The organism is Marinobacterium sedimentorum, assembly GCF_024267675.1.
GTDB lineage: Bacteria > Pseudomonadota > Gammaproteobacteria > Pseudomonadales > Balneatricaceae > Marinobacterium_A > Marinobacterium_A sedimentorum.
In genome coordinates this window covers 427,205-445,740 of the sequence record NZ_JALDYX010000002.1, presented here as the reverse complement: position 1 = coordinate 445,740, position 18,536 = coordinate 427,205, and the positions used below count along the sequence as shown (strand labels likewise).

The 18,536-nt window shown below is 58.7% G+C and carries 16 protein-coding genes; 9 read left to right on the top strand and 7 right to left on the bottom strand.

Annotation, left to right across the window (positions count from 1 at the left end; translation table 11 throughout):
• On the bottom strand, positions 1-1,679 hold a 1,679-nt coding region (locus MRS74_RS04305; protein ID WP_254579044.1), incomplete at its 3' end, for a glutamine--tRNA ligase/YqeY domain fusion protein.
• Between the two features lie 511 nt (positions 1,680-2,190).
• Between MRS74_RS04305 and MRS74_RS04300 the strand changes: the two genes are divergently transcribed.
• Positions 2,191-2,685 carry a peptidylprolyl isomerase gene (locus MRS74_RS04300; protein WP_254579043.1) on the top strand — a complete coding sequence of 165 codons (495 nt, stop codon included), beginning with the start codon at positions 2,191-2,193 and terminating at the stop codon, positions 2,683-2,685.
• A 9-nt stretch (positions 2,686-2,694) separates the two neighbouring features.
• The gene (locus MRS74_RS04295) at positions 2,695-3,429 is read left to right on the top strand and encodes a UDP-2,3-diacylglucosamine diphosphatase (RefSeq protein ID WP_254579042.1); all 735 of its coding nucleotides are present in this window, start codon (positions 2,695-2,697) and stop codon (positions 3,427-3,429) included.
• A gap of 197 nt (positions 3,430-3,626) precedes the next feature.
• Here MRS74_RS04295 and MRS74_RS04290 read toward each other — a convergent pair whose 3' ends face one another.
• From MRS74_RS04290 to MRS74_RS04280, 3 genes are all read right to left on the bottom strand, one after another.
• Positions 3,627-4,256, bottom strand: a complete 630-nt coding sequence (locus MRS74_RS04290) for a MiaE family protein (RefSeq protein ID WP_254579041.1) — start codon at positions 4,254-4,256, stop codon at positions 3,627-3,629.
• Positions 4,257-4,449: 193 nt separating this feature from the next.
• Positions 4,450-5,058 carry a hypothetical protein gene (locus MRS74_RS04285; protein ID WP_254579040.1) on the bottom strand — a complete coding sequence of 203 codons (609 nt, stop codon included), beginning with the start codon at positions 5,056-5,058 and terminating at the stop codon, positions 4,450-4,452.
• The gene (locus tag MRS74_RS04280) at positions 5,059-5,673 is read right to left on the bottom strand and encodes a DNA adenine methylase (protein ID WP_256557771.1); all 615 of its coding nucleotides are present in this window, start codon (positions 5,671-5,673) and stop codon (positions 5,059-5,061) included.
• 514 nt (positions 5,674-6,187) lie between these two features.
• Here MRS74_RS04280 and MRS74_RS04275 point away from each other — a divergent pair.
• Complete coding sequence (locus MRS74_RS04275; RefSeq protein WP_254579038.1) at positions 6,188-6,865, top strand: SOS response-associated peptidase; 678 nt, start codon at positions 6,188-6,190, stop codon at positions 6,863-6,865.
• A gap of 423 nt (positions 6,866-7,288) precedes the next feature.
• A complete protein-coding gene (locus MRS74_RS04270) occupies positions 7,289-8,125 on the top strand; it encodes a bifunctional allantoicase/(S)-ureidoglycine aminohydrolase (RefSeq protein ID WP_254579037.1) in 837 nt (278 codons plus the stop codon).
• A gap of 587 nt (positions 8,126-8,712) precedes the next feature.
• Here the strand turns inward: MRS74_RS04270 and MRS74_RS04265 are convergent.
• The 3 genes from MRS74_RS04265 to MRS74_RS04255 form a co-directional block, all read right to left on the bottom strand.
• The gene (locus MRS74_RS04265) at positions 8,713-10,197 is read right to left on the bottom strand and encodes an aldehyde dehydrogenase (protein WP_254579036.1); all 1,485 of its coding nucleotides are present in this window, start codon (positions 10,195-10,197) and stop codon (positions 8,713-8,715) included.
• A 16-nt stretch (positions 10,198-10,213) separates the two neighbouring features.
• Positions 10,214-11,785 carry an aspartate ammonia-lyase gene (gene aspA / locus MRS74_RS04260; RefSeq protein WP_254579035.1) on the bottom strand — a complete coding sequence of 524 codons (1,572 nt, stop codon included), beginning with the start codon at positions 11,783-11,785 and terminating at the stop codon, positions 10,214-10,216.
• Positions 11,786-11,970: 185 nt separating this feature from the next.
• A complete protein-coding gene (locus MRS74_RS04255) occupies positions 11,971-12,948 on the bottom strand; it encodes a LysR family transcriptional regulator (RefSeq protein ID WP_254579034.1) in 978 nt (325 codons plus the stop codon).
• A gap of 138 nt (positions 12,949-13,086) precedes the next feature.
• Here MRS74_RS04255 and MRS74_RS04250 point away from each other — a divergent pair, with 138 nt between their 5' ends.
• The 5 genes from MRS74_RS04250 (at position 13,087) to MRS74_RS04230 (ending at position 18,395) form a co-directional block, all read left to right on the top strand.
• Positions 13,087-14,364: a flavin-containing monooxygenase gene (locus tag MRS74_RS04250; RefSeq protein WP_254579033.1), complete on the top strand. Its 1,278-nt coding sequence runs from the start codon at positions 13,087-13,089 to the stop codon at positions 14,362-14,364.
• Positions 14,365-14,427: 63 nt separating this feature from the next.
• Positions 14,428-14,850, top strand: a complete 423-nt coding sequence (locus MRS74_RS04245) for a RidA family protein (protein WP_254579032.1) — start codon at positions 14,428-14,430, stop codon at positions 14,848-14,850.
• A complete protein-coding gene (locus MRS74_RS04240; RefSeq protein WP_254579031.1) occupies positions 14,847-15,518 on the top strand; it encodes a DUF1028 domain-containing protein in 672 nt (223 codons plus the stop codon). Before MRS74_RS04245 ends, MRS74_RS04240 begins: the two co-directional genes overlap by 4 nt.
• Before the next feature lie 44 nt (positions 15,519-15,562).
• Positions 15,563-16,762: an acetylornithine deacetylase gene (gene argE, locus MRS74_RS04235; protein ID WP_254579030.1), complete on the top strand. Its 1,200-nt coding sequence runs from the start codon at positions 15,563-15,565 to the stop codon at positions 16,760-16,762.
• A gap of 205 nt (positions 16,763-16,967) precedes the next feature.
• Entirely contained in the window at positions 16,968-18,395 is a 1,428-nt protein-coding gene (locus MRS74_RS04230; RefSeq protein WP_254579029.1) for an APC family permease, read from the top strand.
• The last annotated feature ends 141 nt before the right edge of the window (positions 18,396-18,536 follow it).

Genomic DNA, 18,536 nt, shown 5'->3' with positions numbered 1-18,536 from the left:
TTGGCCTGAATCTTCACCCAGGAATCGCGCAGCGTTACGGTGCGGTTAAACACCAGGCGGCTCTCGTCGGAATCCTTGTCCACCGAGAAATACCCCAGACGCTCAAACTGATAGTGGGCTTCGGCCACCGCATGCTTGAGGCCGATCTCAACGCGGCTGTCGGTCAGTATTTCCAGCGACCCAGGGTTAAGGTGGGTCTGGAAATCCACCGCCTTGTCAGCTTCCGGGTTGGCCTCGGTAAAGAGGCGATCATACAGGCGCACTTCGCAGGGCACGGAATTATCGGCATTGACCCAGTGAATCACGCCATTGGGCTTGTAGCCCGTGGGGTTTTCACCCTTGGTGGCTGGATCATAGCTGCAGATCAGCTCAACCACATTGCCGTCGGCGTCCTTGACCACCTCGTTGCAGGTGATGACGTAGGCGCCACGCAGCCGCACCGCATCGCCCGGTGCCAGGCGCTTCCACTTGCGTGGCTTCTCTTCTTCAAAGTCTTCCTGTTCGATCAGCAGGTTGCGACCAAAGGACACCTTGCGCAGCCCCATGGACTCATCCTTGGGATGCGCCGGCAGCTCGAACCACTCTTCCTCGCCTTCGGCGAAGTTGCTGATGGTGACCTTGAGCGGGCGCGTGACACACATGGCGCGCGGTGCATTGGCATCCAGATCATCACGTACGGCCGATTCCAGCATGCCCATGTCGACCACGCCGTTGGAGCGGGTCACACCGATCATGTCGCAAAAATTGCGAATGGACGCCGGTGTAAAGCCACGACGACGCAGGCCGGAAATGGTCGGCATGCGCGGGTCATCCCAGCCCACCACGTGCTTTTCATCCACCAGCAGCTTGAGCTTGCGCTTGCTGGTGATGGTGTAGTTCAGGTTCAGGCGGGCAAATTCGTACTGGCGCGGCTGGGCCGGCACCGGCAGATTGGCGATGAACCAGTCGTACAACGGGCGGTGATCTTCAAATTCCAGCGTGCAGATGGAATGGGTCACCCCTTCCAGCGCATCGGACTGGCCGTGGGCATAGTCGTAAGACGGGTAGATGCACCACTTGTCGCCGGTCTGGTGATGGTGCGCCTTGCGGATACGGTAAATCACCGGATCGCGCAGGTTCATGTTGGGCGCCGCCATATCAATCTTGACGCGCAGTGCACAGTCGCCCTCATCGAACTCGCCGTTGCGCATGCGCTCAAACAGTTCAAGGTTCTCTGCCACGCTGCGATCACGGTAGGGGCTGTTCTTGCCGGGTTCTGTGAGGTTGCCACGGAACTCGCGCATTTCGTGGGCGCTCAGGCTGTCGACATAGGCCTTGCCGTTGGCGATCAGGTACAGAGCCCACTGGTACAGCTGTTCGAAATAGTCGGAGGTGTAACGGATATCGCCGTCCCACTTGAAGCCCAGCCAGCGAACATCTTCGCCGATGGCGTCGATGTATTCCTGGCTCTCCTTTTCGGGGTTGGTATCGTCAAAACGCAGGTTGCACTGGCCCTGATACTTGGCAGCAGTGCCAAAGTTCAGACAGATCGACTTGGCATGACCGATATGCAGATAACCGTTGGGCTCTGGCGGGAAGCGTGTCACGACCTGACCACCGGCGACCTTTTCGTCCGCGATGTCGCTCTCGATGATCTGATGGATAAAGTTCGTCGGCTTGACGTTATCTTGCTTGCTCATAGTCGGCTTGGTGTCCAGTCTGTCCTGACGGCATGAAAAGTCGCAGCATTATAAACGTATCGGGCCGCTGATCACACTAACCCGCAGCGATACAGGCCCCTAGTGTACTGTTGCACGCTATATGAAGATTATAACGGCCCCTTTTCCCGCCATCCTGCGTTGTTCGTTGTCGCCGTAGCCCCACTATGACTCCGTCTCACGCCTTGGCTGGCGAAAAAATGAGCGCGTTCTAAAGCACCACCAAGCGTGCACCAGAACACTCGTGATGCGAATCCGGCGCACTTGTAGGCTGTCCGATAATGCAGGCCGTAGCGAGAGCTAACTGGTTTGAGCTGATTTTAGGGATGTTTTAAGGCGAATAGTGGTTCTATTTAACGAAAAACAGCATAAAAAAAGCCAAACTCAGGTAGTTCGCAGTAGGTTGAGTATTGTCGGAAAGCCTCCTTGGGTATAATGCCGGATTATTCGAGATCCCCGATCACGTAAAATCGAAACCCCAGGAATTAAAGCAATGATTATTCTCTCGACCAACCACGGCGACATCTCCATCGAACTCGATTACGACAAGGCGCCCAAAACCGCCGCCAACTTCGAGCAGTACGTGCGCGATGGCTTCTACGATGGCGTAATCTTCCACCGCGTGATCGACGGTTTCATGCTGCAGGGCGGCGGTTTCACCCCCGGCATGAAACAGAAGGAAACCCGCGCCAACATCGAGAACGAAGCCAACAACGGCCTGAAGAACCTCACCGGCACCCTGTCCATGGCCCGCACCATGGACCCGCACTCCGCCTCTGCCCAGTTCTTTATCAACGTCAAGGACAACGCCTTCCTGGATCACACCGCTGAAACCACCCAGGGCTGGGGCTACGCTGTCTTCGCCAAGGTTGTCGATGGCATGGACGTGGTCAACAAGATCAAGGGTGTTAAAACCACCTCCCGCGGCGGTCATCAGGACGTGCCGGCTGAAGACGTGATCATCGAATCTGCCCGCATCGCCGACTAAGAGCTGACCATGACGCTGCTGTTTGTCGCCGATCTGCACCTGCGCCCCGAACGCCCGGACCTGAGCCAGGCCTTTCTTGCGTTTCTGCAACAGGACGCACCGGGCGCGGACGCGCTCTACCTGCTGGGCGATATCTTTGAAGCCTGGATCGGGGACGATGCGCCCATGCCCGGGCTGGATGCAATCTACGACGAGCTGGCAGCCTTGTCGGCCCGCGGTACCGCGCTCTATTTTCAGCACGGTAACCGCGACTTTCTGGTGGGGCAGGCGTTTCTCGACACCTTGGGGGCCAGCGCCCTGCCCGATCAGCAGCTTATCGACGTGCCCGGCGGCCAGGCGCTGCTGATGCACGGCGATCAGCTCTGTACCGACGACACCGAATACCAGGCCTTTCGTACCCAGGTACGCAACCCCGCCTGGCAGCAACAGTTCCTGTCTCAAACCGTGGAGGAGCGTCTGGCCATTGCCCGACAGCTGCGTGCGGCCAGCAAGGCCCGTGGTGCCGAGAAATCCGCCGATATCATGGATGTAAATCCACAAGCGGTCTCAAGTGCGCTGACGGAGGCCGGCGTCAGCCTGCTGATCCACGGCCATACCCACCGCCCCGCCATCCACCAGCATCAGATCATTTCCAATGATGGCGAACACTCAGGAACCCGTATCGTGCTGGGTGACTGGGACAGCCACGGCTGGTATCTGCAGATCGATGACAACGGCTATCAGCTGATCGACTTTCCGATTTAAGAACCAGGCGCGAGGCAGTTTGTAGCCTGGAATGAGCCTGCGAATTCCGGGAAACAGGGTAAAACCTGCGGCGTTCGAGCAGGTGATCTAGGTGCCTGTCCATCTTTATGGAGTCACATCATAGCAGGACAGCCTGCACCGATTAACCTGAAGCTGCACACCAGTACCGGCCCTACGCTGTCGTATTGAACAGCCTATTAAACGCCGATAGTGGTATCGCAGTTCGCCGACGGCACACCGCTGTGAAAACGGAACTCATCGTCACTCGACAGGATCAGCTCGTTTTCAATCTTGCGGAAAAATGCAACGCGCTCGTCAATGGGCTCTCCAGCCGCATCTTGGGCCAGCGTCAGGTAATCCTGGTAGTGACGCCCTTCTGATTTCAGCAGTGAGCGATAAAACTTCGCCAGCTCCGCATCCAGCAAAGGCCCGATTTTGGCAAAGCGCTCGCAGGAACGTGCCTCGATAAAGGCCCCCACGATCAGCACATCAATCAGCCGCTGCGGCTCATGGTTGCGCACCGCCGCCCGCATTCCGCCGGCATAGCGCGCCGACTGCAGATGCTGATACTCAATACCGCGGGACTCGATAATGGCCAGCACCTGCTCGAAGTGAATCAGCTCTTCCCGCGCCAGGCGCGACATCTTGTTCAGCAGCGCCATGCGATCCACGTAGCGGAACATCAGCGTCATGGCCGTGGACGCGGCCTTCTTCTCGCAATGGGCATGATCAATCAGCAGCAGCGCCTGATTCTGCAACGCCAGATCAACCCAGGCATCGGGCGTCTCGCAACCGAGAAAGGTTTTGATTTCGTCGAGGATTTCCATAACTTCACCGCCACTAAAAACGGCCGGCATTATACAGCGCAGTGACGGGAAAGCCCAAGCTAGCCAGTCCCACTGAGCGTATACGACAAAAACATGCCCAATAGATGTAGCCCGCCTCACAGTTTGTAAATTTTCTCCGCATGGTTTGCAAACATACACTCGGTCATTTTTTTGCAATCTACCCGGTGAAAATTTACAAACCACCTGAAAAAAAGTCGATATACACAAGACCCGTAGCACCTGCCGCCATGCCCAACAGTGCAGGCACGTATTTATCGGCGAAACTTGGGTGTCTCAGACACCAGCGTGCCAACGTCCTCATCTTCCAGCCAAGTAACTTAGAACGTGGTACCTGCATGTCGAGGCTGCTTATACCTCCGGTAGTCTTATCTTGCTCGTTTCTGGAAAACTTCCAGTCCAAAATACCATCCACTTGGACCAACGTTACACCACGCTCACGCTCCTCCCCCAGCCTCCAGTAGTCCTCGGAGACTCCAAGCCTCATACAGATTCGGTCGTAAAATTCCGAGTGCTGAAGATTTTGGCCAGCGAGGGCCCACACATCATGCTTGAGCGAAAAATGATTGGCGGCGATAAAACGCCAGAAATACCACAGCCAAGCCCCACCCAAGGCGTATTCGACAACGTCTGGATTGTGAAGCGTCAAACCAATGACCGTAACCGACAGATTCGGACTGATTTCGCCTTGCCCTATCACATACACCAAGATGATCAGCGAAGTCGTCACCAATCCGCGTTGGTAAGGCACCTTGCCTGTGCCCTCTACATCGTCCTGTCCCATTCAAAATAATCCCTGTTGTCCACGTGGTTTGGACTTTTCTTTCCAGTTACCGAAGACCAATTCGACGCAGTCGGTGGGCTTGCCGTTACCGCCTACGGTGTACTGGTAGTCTATTTCGATAACTTGCAGCTTGGAGAATACCGCACGGATGTCGGGGTGCTCATTGATGCTGATGATCATTTGGCCTTTTATCGTTGATGCCAGCCCGGCCATGGCTTTGTAGTGGTCAAAGCCGAACGAGACGCCGTAGCCTTCGGTTTGCCAGTACGGCGGATCGCAGTAGAACAGCGAGTGGGGCCGGTCGTACTTCCTGATGATTTTCTGCCAGTCCAGGCGTTCGATGGTGGTTCCTGCCAGGCGGTAGTGGGCATCGGCCAGATCCTGTTCCAGAGTGAAGATATTGAAGCGCGGGCGGCTGGTGGTGGTTGTGCCGAAGCTCTGGCCTTCCACCTTGCCACCGAAGGCCTGCTTCTGCAGGTGCATAAACCGCGCCGCGCGCTGGATGTCGGTGAGCGTTTCAGGCGCTGTGGCCTGCAAGGCGGATTCGCGACGAGGCGCCGCTCCTACGAAAGCCGGCGGCCTGCAACTACGCAGCCCTATGAGGCTCTGCAGCATATCGCGGTAGGTGTCGTCATCCAGCCCCAGCTACTTTTTGCCAATATGGATCTTCGCCAGTGCCGTTTTGCAGTTGTCTTTCTGCGGGTGTTTCATGTCGGTTTAAACCTCGGTGTACGCCTTGCATTGCAACCGAAAGCGCATTGCAGGAATTCGCCGTCGCGTTGCATTTTTAGGACTTTATCCTAAGGGCAGATCAGCGCCGGCCTGCTTTACTGCATATCAGACGCTCCTAGCGTCCCAATGGAATGCAGGCAGGCTTAGGATGGCCCGAAACATTCCACGCCGCGCCCGGATTAAACCTCCAGGGCGCGGTGACTTGGCTCACCAATCCCAATCCCTGATAGCCATTATTGCAACCAAAAGCGGGCATATTCCATTTAAAATAGACCTCTGATTCGTTTAATGGCGTTGGCCTGCCACCACACGCATTGACTGGCCCCCTCTTGCATTAGTGAGCCCAATCTCCTTTGCTATCTTGTTATAGACGGATTGTTTACGTGGGTATTGAGAAATGTGCGGACGCTACAACGTGATTGACGACCCTTTCACCCAGGGGCTGCTCGATGAGCTGGGTATCGCTAAGCGGATACACACGCGCTATAACCTGGCGCCCACCGAGCAGGTGCCGGTGATACGCCAGCTGGACAAACAGAACGAACTTATCGACATGCGCTGGTGGCTGATTCCGCACTGGGCGCATGTTCCTGACACACGTTATTCGATGTTCAATGCCAAGGCCGAAACGCTGGCCACCAGCAAGGCATTTAGCGGCCCGCTCAAGCACCAGCGCTGCATTATTCCGGCGTCATCCTTCATCGAGTGGCGTACCGAAGAGGGTCACAAGCAGCCCTATGCCATCCAGCCGGTTTCTGGCGTGTTTGCCCTCGCAGGCCTGTGGGAGCAATGGGGGCATGGCGCTGAGGCCATTCACAGCTGCACCATTATCACCACAGTGGCGGCTCCCGGCATGGAGCAGATACACCACCGCCAGCCGGTAATGCTGCCGGCGGATTTGCGGGCGCGCTGGCTGGATCCGACCATCGATGGACACCACCTGATGCCGCTGCTGATGCCCAGCCTTCCCTGCGCGCTGGAAGTCGTGCCCATCGATCCTGTGATCAATAACAGTCACCACAAGCAGGCGCCCACTACTCTAGGGCCTGCGCTGTTTCGACTGGATGCCAATTAAGCACCAGGAAATATCGAATTAAATGCTTCGAATTCGTCATTGAGCAGCATTAGCTCGATTGAATAATTTCCAGAGACAGTTATGCACCTGCCAGGTGCAGCGCCTGCATTCATGCTGCATTTTGCAGGCGAAGCCCTAAGCAGACTTGGCATTTTCTATTTACCCGTAACGCTCCCAGGAGAGTGTCGGTTAATTATTCGGAAATCGAATAGCATCCATCCAAATATTTAATTTGTGAATACATCTATTGATTCTATAGAGTGTGACCACATACCCATCTCAGCGAGTGGCGCCCAAGCGCGCACCTTACAGGCATTAGCCACTGTGACCGATCCCGGCCCCCTTACCCGGCTCTTCCAGTGAGGGCATTTCTGGTTCAGGACACGCGATCGCGGATCAAGACCACCAACCAAAGAGGCATTCATGTCTAAGACCAGCTATTACGCCCCCCAGGGCGGGCATCCGAGCCAACACGAACTGCTGACCGACCGCGCGATGTTCACCGAAGCCTACGCCGTTATTCCCAAGGGTGTAATGCGGGACATCGTCACCAGCCACTTGCCCTTCTGGGACAACACCCGGCTTTGGGTTCTGGCGCGACCGCTGTCCGGTTTCGCCGAAACCTTCTCCCAGTACATCGTCGAAGTCAGCCCCGGCGGCGGCAGCGACAAGCCGGAGCAGGACCCGAACGCAGAAGCAGTCCTCTTCGTAGTCGAGGGCGAAGTCGAGCTGACGCTGCAAGGCAAGGACCATCGCCTGCAACCGGGCGGTTATGCCTTCATCCCGCCGGCAGCCGACTGGCGTCTGCGCAATAACAGCGATCATGCGGTACGCTTCCACTGGATCCGCAAGTACTACCAGGCGGTCGAAGGCGTGCCTCATCCCGAAGCCTTCGTCACCAACGAACAGGATATCGAGCCAATCGCGATGCCCGACACCGACGGTCGCTGGGTCACCTCCCGCTTCGTCGACATGAACGACATGCGCCATGACATGCATGTGAATATCGTCACCTTTGAGCCTGGGTGCATTATCCCGTTTGCCGAAACCCACGTCATGGAGCACGGTCTCTATGTACTGGAAGGCAAAGCGGTATATCGTCTGAATCAGGACTGGGTCGAGGTCGAGGCCGGTGACTTCATGTGGCTGCGCGCGTTCTGCCCCCAGGCCTGTTACGCCGGCGGTCCGGGCCGCTTCCGCTACCTGCTGTACAAAGACGTCAACCGACACATGAACCTGCGCCTCAACGCGCCACGTTAAGCGGTCTGTCGCTAAAGCCCGCCAGCACTGCCGGCGGGCCATTTAGGATGCGACGCGCTCAGGCGGGTAAGTGCGCGGTCTATGCTGAGTTCCCGTGCAGCCCGTACCCAGGCAAGGTCGGGCCGGGGCATTGCCGGCCAGCACTCATGAGCACAGGCTCTCTTCAACTTGGAGGAAACCGACCTTCCACCAAAAAACATCAATTTCTAGTCAGGCACGCTTACTGGCAGCGACACCCTTGAGCTCGGCGAGGAAGCGATGCGCCTGCGCCGTCTTCTTGAGCACGGCACGGGTTTACAGCGCAGCAATGTTCGCAAGAGGCAGATTCGTTATCCGAGTGAGCATTCGCTGTTCCAATCCTTTGTTCAGAATTCTGCCTTAACTACACATAAGCCGAACTACATGTATAGGTTTTGCATAAATCTGTACATGTAGTGCGATACGCATATAAATTTATCGGATTTCTATACAGCACAAAGGCCAGCTTGCGTCTGAACAGACACCGTGCTGGCCTTCGTAAGTTGCGCTCCTGAAACATGCGCCCCAAACCGGCCGTTGAAAAACCACCTGCTAGAGGCGCGGCTGAATTAGCCGATCTTGATCCAGGTGGTTTTCAGCTGGGTGAACTTGTCCAGTGCGTGCAGCGACAGGTCGCGGCCAAAGCCCGACTGCTTGTAGCCGCCGAAGGGCGTGCTGAAGTCCAGTGCATCCATGGTGTTGACCGAGACGGTGCCGGCACGCAGCTTGCGGGCGACCCGGTGGGCGCGGTTGAGGTTTGTGGTCCATACCGAGGCGGCCAGGCCATAGATGGAATCATTGGCGATCTGCAGTGCCTGGGCTTCATCATCGAAGACGATCACGGCGGCAACCGGACCAAAGACCTCATCCCGGGCTATGGACATATCCGTTGTCACGCCATCAAAGATGGTCGGTGCAACCTGGTTGCTGTCAGGATCACCCGCTCCGCCTGTCAGCAAACGCGCGCCCTGCTGCTCGGCCTTTTCGATATGCTGGCGCACATGACCTGCGTGATTGCTGTCGATCAGGGCGCCCACACGGGTATCACTGTCCAGCGGATCACCCACCTTGAGGGCGCGGGCGCAGGCAACGAACTTCTCGATAAAGGCGGCGTGGATGCTGCGCTCCACCAGGATGCGGGAGTTGGCCGAGCAGACTTCACCCTGGTTGAAGAAGATGCCATTGGCGGCGTTTTCCACCGCCGCATCCAGATCACAGTCGGCAAAGATGAGGTTCGGGCTCTTTCCGCCGGTTTCCGGCCACACCTGCTTCATGTTGGATTGCGCCGCATAGCCCATAAACAGCTTGCCGACGGCGGTGGAGCCGGTAAAGGCCAGGCAGTCGACATCCATGTGCAGCCCCAGCGCCTTGCCGACCACGTCACCCAGCCCTGTCACCACGTTGAGGACGCCATCCGGCAGGCCGGCTTCTTTTGCAAGTTCAGCCAGGCGCAGGGCGGTTAGTGGCGACTGTTCAGCAGGTTTAAGCACCACCGAGTTGCCGCTGATCAGCGCGGGCGCCAGCTTCCAGGCGGCGATATCCAGCGGGAAGTTCCAGGGCACCACCGCCGCCACCACACCAACGGGTTCGCGGGTAATGGTGGCGATATTATTGCCATCGGTGGGTGCCACTTCGCCGTAGAGCTTGTCGGCGGCTTCTGCATACCACTCGAAGCAGCCGGCCGCGCCCTGGATATCGATATTCAGCGATTCCTGCACCGGCTTGCCGACATTGAGGGTTTCGAGCAGCGCCAGCTCATCGGCGTTTTCCCGAATCAGCGCCGCCAGGCGTTTGATGACCGCCTTGCGCTGCGCCGGTGCTGCATCGCACCAGACACCCGCCTCAAAGCTGCGTCTTCCCGCCCGCACCGCCCTGTCGACATCCTCTGCCGTGCAGGCGCTCATGTGCGCGAGCAGCGCACCGGTGGCGGGATTGCGGGTGTCATAGCGCTGGCCATCGCTGGCCGGCACGAAGCGGCCGTCGATCCAGGCCTGGGTGCGAAGTTCGGTCCTGGCCTGCAGGCCAAGCCAGTAATCCTTGTTCTTGTCCGTCATGGGTGTCTCCTTGGGGTCAGGCAACGGTTTTGATTTGAGTGTTTTTTTTCAGGCGCCGCGGCTGGGTCATGTTTTCCGCACTGAGAATGTCATCCAGCTCCAGCGCGTTTAAGAGTCCTTCACTGAGTACAATGTCGCGCACGCTCTGGCCGCTCGCCACCGCCTGTTTGGCGATACGGCTGGCGTTTTCATAACCGATGTAGGGGTTCAGGGCCGTGATGATGCCGATGCTGTTGTTCACCGTATCGCGACAGTGCTCACGGTTGGCGCTGATACCTCGGATACATTTCTCCGCCAGGGCGCGGATGGCGCGAATCTGAAGCTGCAGCGACTGCAGTACATTGAAGGCGATCACCGGTTCCATGACATTGAGCTGCAACTGGCCGGCTTCCGCCGCCATGGTCACGGTAATGTCGTTACCGATAATCTGGTAGGCCACCTGATTCACCATTTCCGGAATCACCGGATTCACCTTGCCCGGCATGATGGAACTGCCCGGCTGCATGGACGGCAGGTTGATTTCCTGCAAGCCTGCCCGTGGGCCGCTGGAAAGCAGGCGCAGGTCATTACACACCTTGGACAGCTTGATGGCGTTGCGTTTAAGCACACTGGAAAAGGTAACAAAGGCGCCCATGTCGGAGGTGGCTTCAATCAGGTTGCGTGCCGGCACCAGCGACTTGCCGGAAATCCGGCACAGCTCCTCGATCACCAGGCTGGAATAGTCCGGGTCCGTGTTGATGCCGGTACCTATGGCGGTGGCGCCCATGTTGATCTCGCGGAAATACTCCACCACGTCCCGCATTTCCTCGATATCTTCCTTGAGCGTGGCGTACCAGCCGCCAAACTCCTGCCCCAGGGTAATGGGCACGGCATCCTGCAACTGGGTGCGGCCCATCTTGATGACATCGGAAAACTCCACCGACTTGTGTTTCAGCTCGTAGCACAGATCCCCCAGAGCCTGGGTATAGCCCTCGTAACTGAGCAGGATACAGAGCCGGATGGCGCTGGGGTAAACATCATTGGTGGACTGGGACAGGTTGACGTGATTGTTGGGGTGCAGTTGCTGGTAGTCGCCCCGGGCATGCCCCATCAGTTCCAGCGCCCGGTTGGCAATGACTTCATTGGCGTTCATGTTGGTCGAGGTGCCGGCACCGCCCTGAATCACATCAACGACGAAGTGCTCATGCCAGCGTCCGGCGATGATTTCATCACAGGCCTGGCAGATGACCGTGCTGCGCGACTCATCCAGCTGCCCAAGCCTGCGATTGGCCAGGGCCGCGGCCTTTTTCACCATCGCCAGGGCGATCACCAGCTTGGGAAAGTGCCTCAGCGTAATACCGGTCACGGCAAAATTCTCCACCGCCCGCAGGGTCTGCACGCCGTAATAGGCGCTCTGCGGCAGATCGCGTTCGCCCAGCAGGTCTTGCTCGCGCCTTGTTGGCTCTGCTCGCGGCGCTGTAACAGCTGGGCTCTCGCACAGGGCCGAGGGCGTTGCGGTCTTGCGGTCAGACAGGGCGGCGATTGGGGGTTGGCTGGCTGTCGCCTGCGGCGGTGCGTTTTTGATCGGCTTCTTGCTGATGGCGTTCATGGGCTACTCCGATGCGGTCTCTACATCGTTGGCTGGTCTTGGGATGGAAACTCGAACAAGGCGTTCGATGTTTCACCCCACCAGCCTAAAAAGCGCATCAGTATTTGTAAAATATCTTAATTATTAGAATTGCATTTGTTTTTCATATGCTGGTGATTCGACGCCTCTGTGAGCTGCCAGGGGCATTAGTCAGTCAGCAGCCGGTAAAAACGCTTATCCTCGAACACGCTGCTCGACAGCTCCCGTACCTGGTCTTCCAGATGCTTGATAAAGGCGCCCGCCGCAGGCGTGAGGCGATACTGCCGCAGACGCGCGACCCCCATGCGCAGCGGGAGCAGCTTTTCCGTCAGCGGTATGGCCACCAGCTCGGTACCGTCAAAGGCCAGGTTGCAGGCCATAGGGCTGTTGAACAGCGTATAGCCAAAACCATTGCCCACCAGACCGCGCACCATGCCCAGGGATTCGGCCGGATAGGCGAAATCTGGCTCCAGTTCAAGGCTCAGAAACAGCGAATAGAAGTACTCCCGGCTCATGGGCCAGTCCAGCAACACCATGGGCAGCGGCGCCAGTTCGTGCAGCGAGACTTCCTTGCGATCCGCCAGCGGATGATTCCTGCCCACCACCGCATAGGGTGGAAACTCCATCAGCGGTTCGAACTCAATATCCGCCGGAATCTGCATATCGTAGGTCAGGGCAAGCTCGTACCGACCATCATGCAGACTCTGGATAATGTCCTTCTGATGTTTTTCATCGCAGTGCACCTTGACCGCCGGATAGGCATCGACGAAACGCTTGATGAGCCCCGGCACCAGTATGGGTGTGAAGGTCGGAAAACCAACGATGCGCAAGGACCCCGCCACATCACTGCCCAGGGTACTGGCGTAGTGCACCAGGCCATCAGCCTCGGCCAGCAGCTGCTTGGCCTTGCGGATGAATTGCCTGCCCGAGGGCGTGAGTGACAATCCCTGGGCGTGGTGACGCACAAACAGCTGCAGGCCGGTGACGTCCTCCAGATGCAGGATGGCCGATGAGATCGAGGGCTGGGAGACATGCAGACTTTCGGCAGCCCGGGTGACGCTGCTCATCTCGCCCGCCACCACAAAGTACCGCAGGTGCTTGAGGGTAAAGCGCATGGTGTTGCTCTCCTGACATAGTGCTGCCATCACTGTATCAATAATTCATATCCATATCTTAAGTTAATAATATTTTAACTATCCAACGCCGCGTCATAGTCTGTTTCCAAACCCAGAAGGCAAGTCATGACCGCCCTGAATCAAACCGCCATCCAGAAGGACACAGACATGACAGTTGAAAAAATAGAAATAGATACGCTTGTTGTGGGCGCCGGTCAGGCCGGCGTGGCCATGAGTGAGCACCTTGGCAAGCTCGGCGTTCCCCATCTGGTGCTGGAGCGCAATCGTATCGCCGAAAAATGGCGCACCGGACGCTGGGATTCCCTGGTTGCCAATGGACCGGCCTGGCACGACCGCTTTCCGGGCCTGGACTTTGACGATGTCGACCCCGACGCCTTTGCCCCCAAGGAGCGGGTGGCGGACTATTTCGAAGCCTATGCCAAACACATCAACGCCCCTATCCGCACCGGCGTGGAAGTGAAGTCGGTTAACCGCAATACCGGCCGACCGGGATTCACCATCGAAACCTCCGAAGGCGTGATTGAGGCCAACCGCGTGGTGGCCGCAACCGGCCCCTTCCAGCACCCGGTGATCCCGCCGATCGCCCCCAGCGATACGAACATCACGCAGATGCATTCCGCTGAATACCGCAACCCTGAGCTGCTGCCAGAGGGTGCCGTGCTGGTGGTGGGCGCCGGTTCATCAGGCGTGCAGATTGCGGATGAACTGCAGCGTGCCGGCAAGCAGGTTTACCTCTCTGTCGGTGCCCACGATCGTCCGCCGCGGGCCTATCGCAAGCGTGATTTCTGCTGGTGGCTGGGCGTTCTGGGCGGCTGGGATGCCGAGGGCCTTGCGCCTGGCACCGAGCACGTCACCATTGCCGTGAGCGGCGCCCGTGGCGGCCATACCGTGGATTTCCGCGGCCTTGCCCATCAGGGGGTGACCCTGGTTGGCCTGACTAAATCCTTCAACGGGAATCTCGTGAGCTTCCAGGAAGACCTTGCGAGCAACCTTGCACGCGGCGATGAGAACTACCTGGGGTTGCTGGATGCCGCCGATGCCTATATTGCCCGCAATGGGCTCGACCTGCCGCCGGAGCCGCAAGCCCGTAACCGCTTGCCGGATCCGGACTGCGTAACCCACCCCATTCTTGAGCTGGATCTGGCGCAAGCCGGCATCAGCACGATCATCTGGGCCACCGGCTTTGCAACCGACTACAGCTGGCTCAACGTCAATGCGTTTGACGACAACGGCAAGCCGCAGCATCAGCGCGGTGTCTCCTGCGAGCCTGGCATCTATTTCGTGGGCCTGCCCTGGCTGTCACGTCGTGGCTCCTCCTTTATCTGGGGCGTATGGCACGACGCCAAGCATATTGCCGGTCATATCGCCACGCAGCGCTCCTACCTGGCCTACCGCGATGCCACGCAGCGCCAGACAGAAAGCTGATCACAACGACAAACCAGCCGGCATTTTGAACATTCCATCTATCACCATCACGGGAGCACCTTGATGCCCACGCACACTCGCATCCGCATGTTCAACACCAGGGAAACCTATCCGAACCAGACCCTGGACAACGATCTGTGCCAGGCCGTCCGGGCCGGCAACACCGTCTATGTCCGCGGTCAGGTCGGCACCGATTTCAACGGCACGCTGGTGGGCCTGGGCGACCCGCGCGCCCAGTCCGAGCAGGCGATGAAAAACGTCAGGCAGTTGCTCGAAGAAGCCGGCTCCGACATGAGTCATATCGTCAAAACCACCACCTACATCACCGATCCGCGTTTTCGCGAGCCCGTTTACCGCGAGGTCGGGCGTTGGCTCAAGGGCGTCTATCCGATTTCAACCGGCCTTGTTGTCGCAGGGCTGGCACAGCCGGAATGGCTGATGGAGATCGATGTCATCGCGGTGATTCCCGATTCGGAGGCGCTATGACCTTCTCCGTCGCAGGATTCTGCCCCGACACCGGCATGCTGGGCTGTGCCATTACATCGTCCAGCATCGGCGTTGCCAGCCGCTGCGCCTGGGTCGACAGCGGCACCGGCGTGGCCCTGACGCAGAACGTCACCAATCCGGCGCTGGGCTCGCTCGGCCTCAAGCTGCTGCGCGAGGGCCTGGCCCCCGCGCAGGTTCTGAAGGCCCAGGCCTGCGCCGATACCGACGTGCAATGGCGCCAGCTTGGCCTAGTCAACGCCCGCGGTGAGACCGCCACCTTCAGCGGCACCCGGGCGCTTGGCATCCACGCCACCGCGGAGGGCAGACACTGTCTGGCCATGGGCAACCTGCTGGCCAACGCAGCGGTGCCCCAGGCCATGATCGGGGCCTTCGAAAGCAGCCGTGGCCACCTGGCAGACCGCCTGCTGCAAGCACTGGAGGCGGGCCTGGCGGCGGGCGGCGAAATGGGCCCGGTGTACTCCGCAGGTCTGAAAATATGTGCTGAGCCCAGCTGGCCGGTAGTGGACCTGCGGGTCGACTGGCGCGAGCAGCCAATCCTTGAGTTGCGCAGCCTCTGGACGCGCTACGCACCACAGATGCAGGCCTACATCACCCGCGCCAGCACGCCATCGGATGCCGAATCCTTCGGTGTGCCGGGGGATGAGTAGTCTGGATTCAATATTGCAGCGCCGCGATGCGGCCCGGAGATCCCGTGCATAACGCCATGAACCATTGCCTAAAGGGTGCCTCGTCCCTCGACATTCTGCGCCAGCTGATTGGTTTTGATACCACCAGCGCCCGCTCCAACCTGGCACTGATGGCCTGGGTGCAGGGCTATCTCTCCCGACACGGCGTCAAGAGCGAGCTGATCTTCAACGAAGACGAAACCAAGGCCAACCTCTATGCAACCATCGGCCCTGCCGGCCGTGCCGGTGTCATGCTCTCGGGCCATACCGATACGGTGCCGGTCACCGGCCAGCACTGGACCCGGCCACCCCATAGCCTGAGCGAAGACAACGGCCGGCTCTACGGCCGTGGTAGCGCCGACATGAAGGGCTTTATCGCCGTGGCGCTGGCCGCCGTGCCCGCCATGCAGGCGGCCCCGCTGCACACACCTATCCATCTGGCGTTGTCCTATGACGAGGAAATCGGCTGTGTCGGCGTGCGCCGGCTGATCGAGAGCCTGCGCCAGCAGCCGATCAAGCCTGGGCTCTGCATTATCGGCGAGCCTACCCGCATGCAGGTGGTCAACAAGCACAAGGGCAAGCTTGCGGCACGCGTGACGGTGCGGGGCAAGGCCTGCCACTCCGGCATGGCGCCAGAGGGTGTCAATGCCGTCAACCATGCCGCCCGGCTGATCGTCTGGCTCGAACAGCAGGCAAAAAAACGCCAGCAGCAGGGCCCCTTCGAGGCCGGCTATGACATTCCCTTCAGCAGCATCCACACCGGCACCGTTCAGGGTGGCACGGCACTGAATATAGTGCCGGATCACTGCAGCTTTGTGTTCGAGATGCGCAATATCGCCGCCGAGGATCCCCGCGATCTGCTGGCCGAATTACGCACCCAGGCGGATGTACAGCTCAGGGAAATGCACCAGCTGGATGACAGCTGCGGCATTGATATCGACATCACCAGCGAGTACCCGGGGCTCAGCACGGCTGAAGACAGCGAAGCCATTGCCTTCGTGTCGCAGCTCACAGGCCGCCCGGCCCCTGGCGATGCCCGCCTGGGGAATATCAACTTCGGCACCGAAGGCGGCCTCTTCAGCCAGGCGCTGCAGATTCCAACCCTGGTATGTGGCCCCGGCAGCATGGATCAGGGCCACAAGCCGGATGAATTTATCGAGCAGTGTCAGATCGAGCAGTGCCAGGCCTTCATGGGCCGGCTGATCGAACGACTCAGCATCCCATAACCTCGCAGCACAAGGAGCCCTTGCAGCCAATATCCGACCAGCATTCTGCACAACCTATGTGATGACACCCGGTTCCCGTGTCAGGGGCCAATCCGGCGATGAATCAGATTTCAGAATCTGCACCACGCCAGGGGCAAACCGCAAAACCCCATGATTGACAGCCAACCGGGACAGGACAACTATAAAAAATACTCAGGAGCTAACAATGTCCGAACACACTGCTTATGCCGCCGGCGATCATACAGCCAGCCGACCGGCCGAAAAAACAGGTTTCAAGCGCATACTGGGACTTGGCTCCTTGCTCGCCGTCGCGGTCGGGCTCGTCGTCTCCCAGGGCGTCATGGTACTGATGCTTCAGGGCACCGGCATCGCGGGCCTTGGCTTTATCATTCCACTGGCACTGGGCTATATCCTGGCCCTGACCTACGTCTATTCCTTCTCCGAACTGTCGCTGATGATCCCCCGCGCTGGCAGCCTGAGCAGCTATACGGAGGTGGCGATCGGTCAGTTTCCCGCCATTCTCGCGGTCTTCTCGGGCTATGTGGTGGTTGCCATGTTCGCGCTTTCCGCCGAGCTGCTGCTGGTCGATTTCATTCTTGAAAAAATCTATCCCGGCGTTTTCCCGCCCATGACCGTCGGCTTTGGACTGCTGGCCATCTTTACGGTGCTGAACCTGCTGGGCATTGATCTGTTTGCCAAACTCCAGTCCGTGCTGGCGTTCATTATGGTACTGGTGCTGCTGATGCTGGGGCTGAGCGCCCTGTTCGGCATCGCAACCCCCCATACCGAAGGTATTTCTCTCACGGCAAGCTGGAACCCCATGGGCTCAGGCGTCATCACCCTGGTCGCACTGGCGATCTGGGGCTACGTGGGTGCCGAGTTCGTTTGTCCGCTGGTTGAAGAGGCAAAGAATCCGACGCGGGATATTCCCCGCTCCATGCTGCTGGGCGTGACCATTATCTTTGTGACCATCACCATCTACTGTCTGGGTGCGCTCTTTTACATCCCGGCCGATGATCTGGCGGCCTCACCCCTGCCCCATTACGACTACGCCAAGGCCGTGTTTGGCGATATTGGCCTGACCTTCCTGGCCATTGCCGCGGTAACGGCCACCTGCAGTACCCTCAATACCTCGCTGGCTGCCATTCCCCGCATGCTCTACGGCATGGCGCAGAACGGCCAGGCATTTCCGCAACTGAAAAAACTCACACCGGGCACCAACACGCCCTGGGTTGCGGTCCTCTTTGTCGCCGCCGTGACCGGGCTGCCCATGGTGCTGATGGGAGCTAACCCCGATGCGATCGGCCTGCTGCTGATCTCCGCCGCCATCGCCTGGCTGCTGGCGTACATCATCACCCACGTCAATGTTATAGCGCTGCGCCGTCGCTACCCGAACCTGGAAAGGCCCTACAAGACGCCCTTCTACCCGCTGCCCCAGATCGTCGGTATCGGCGGCATGATCTACGCCATCTATTACGCCTCTCCGGCGCCTGAACTGAGCGGCCAGATCTTCGGGGCCGCGGGCATGGTGCTGGGCGTGGTATCGGTCATCGCCGTTGCCTGGATCAAGCTGGTAATGAAAAAGCCGCTGTTCCAGCCAGAACCCATCGAGAAAGCCCTCAAGGCCAAATAGCCTCCCCGGGGCCCTCTGTGCTTAAAGTTCGCAGCACTGCACAGACGGGCCCTCTTTTCTCCTTGATAGCTTTCTGTTGGAGTTCTATCCCGGCCGCTGCACTCAAACATCTCCATTCCAGCCGCTCCACTTCAGCAGTCC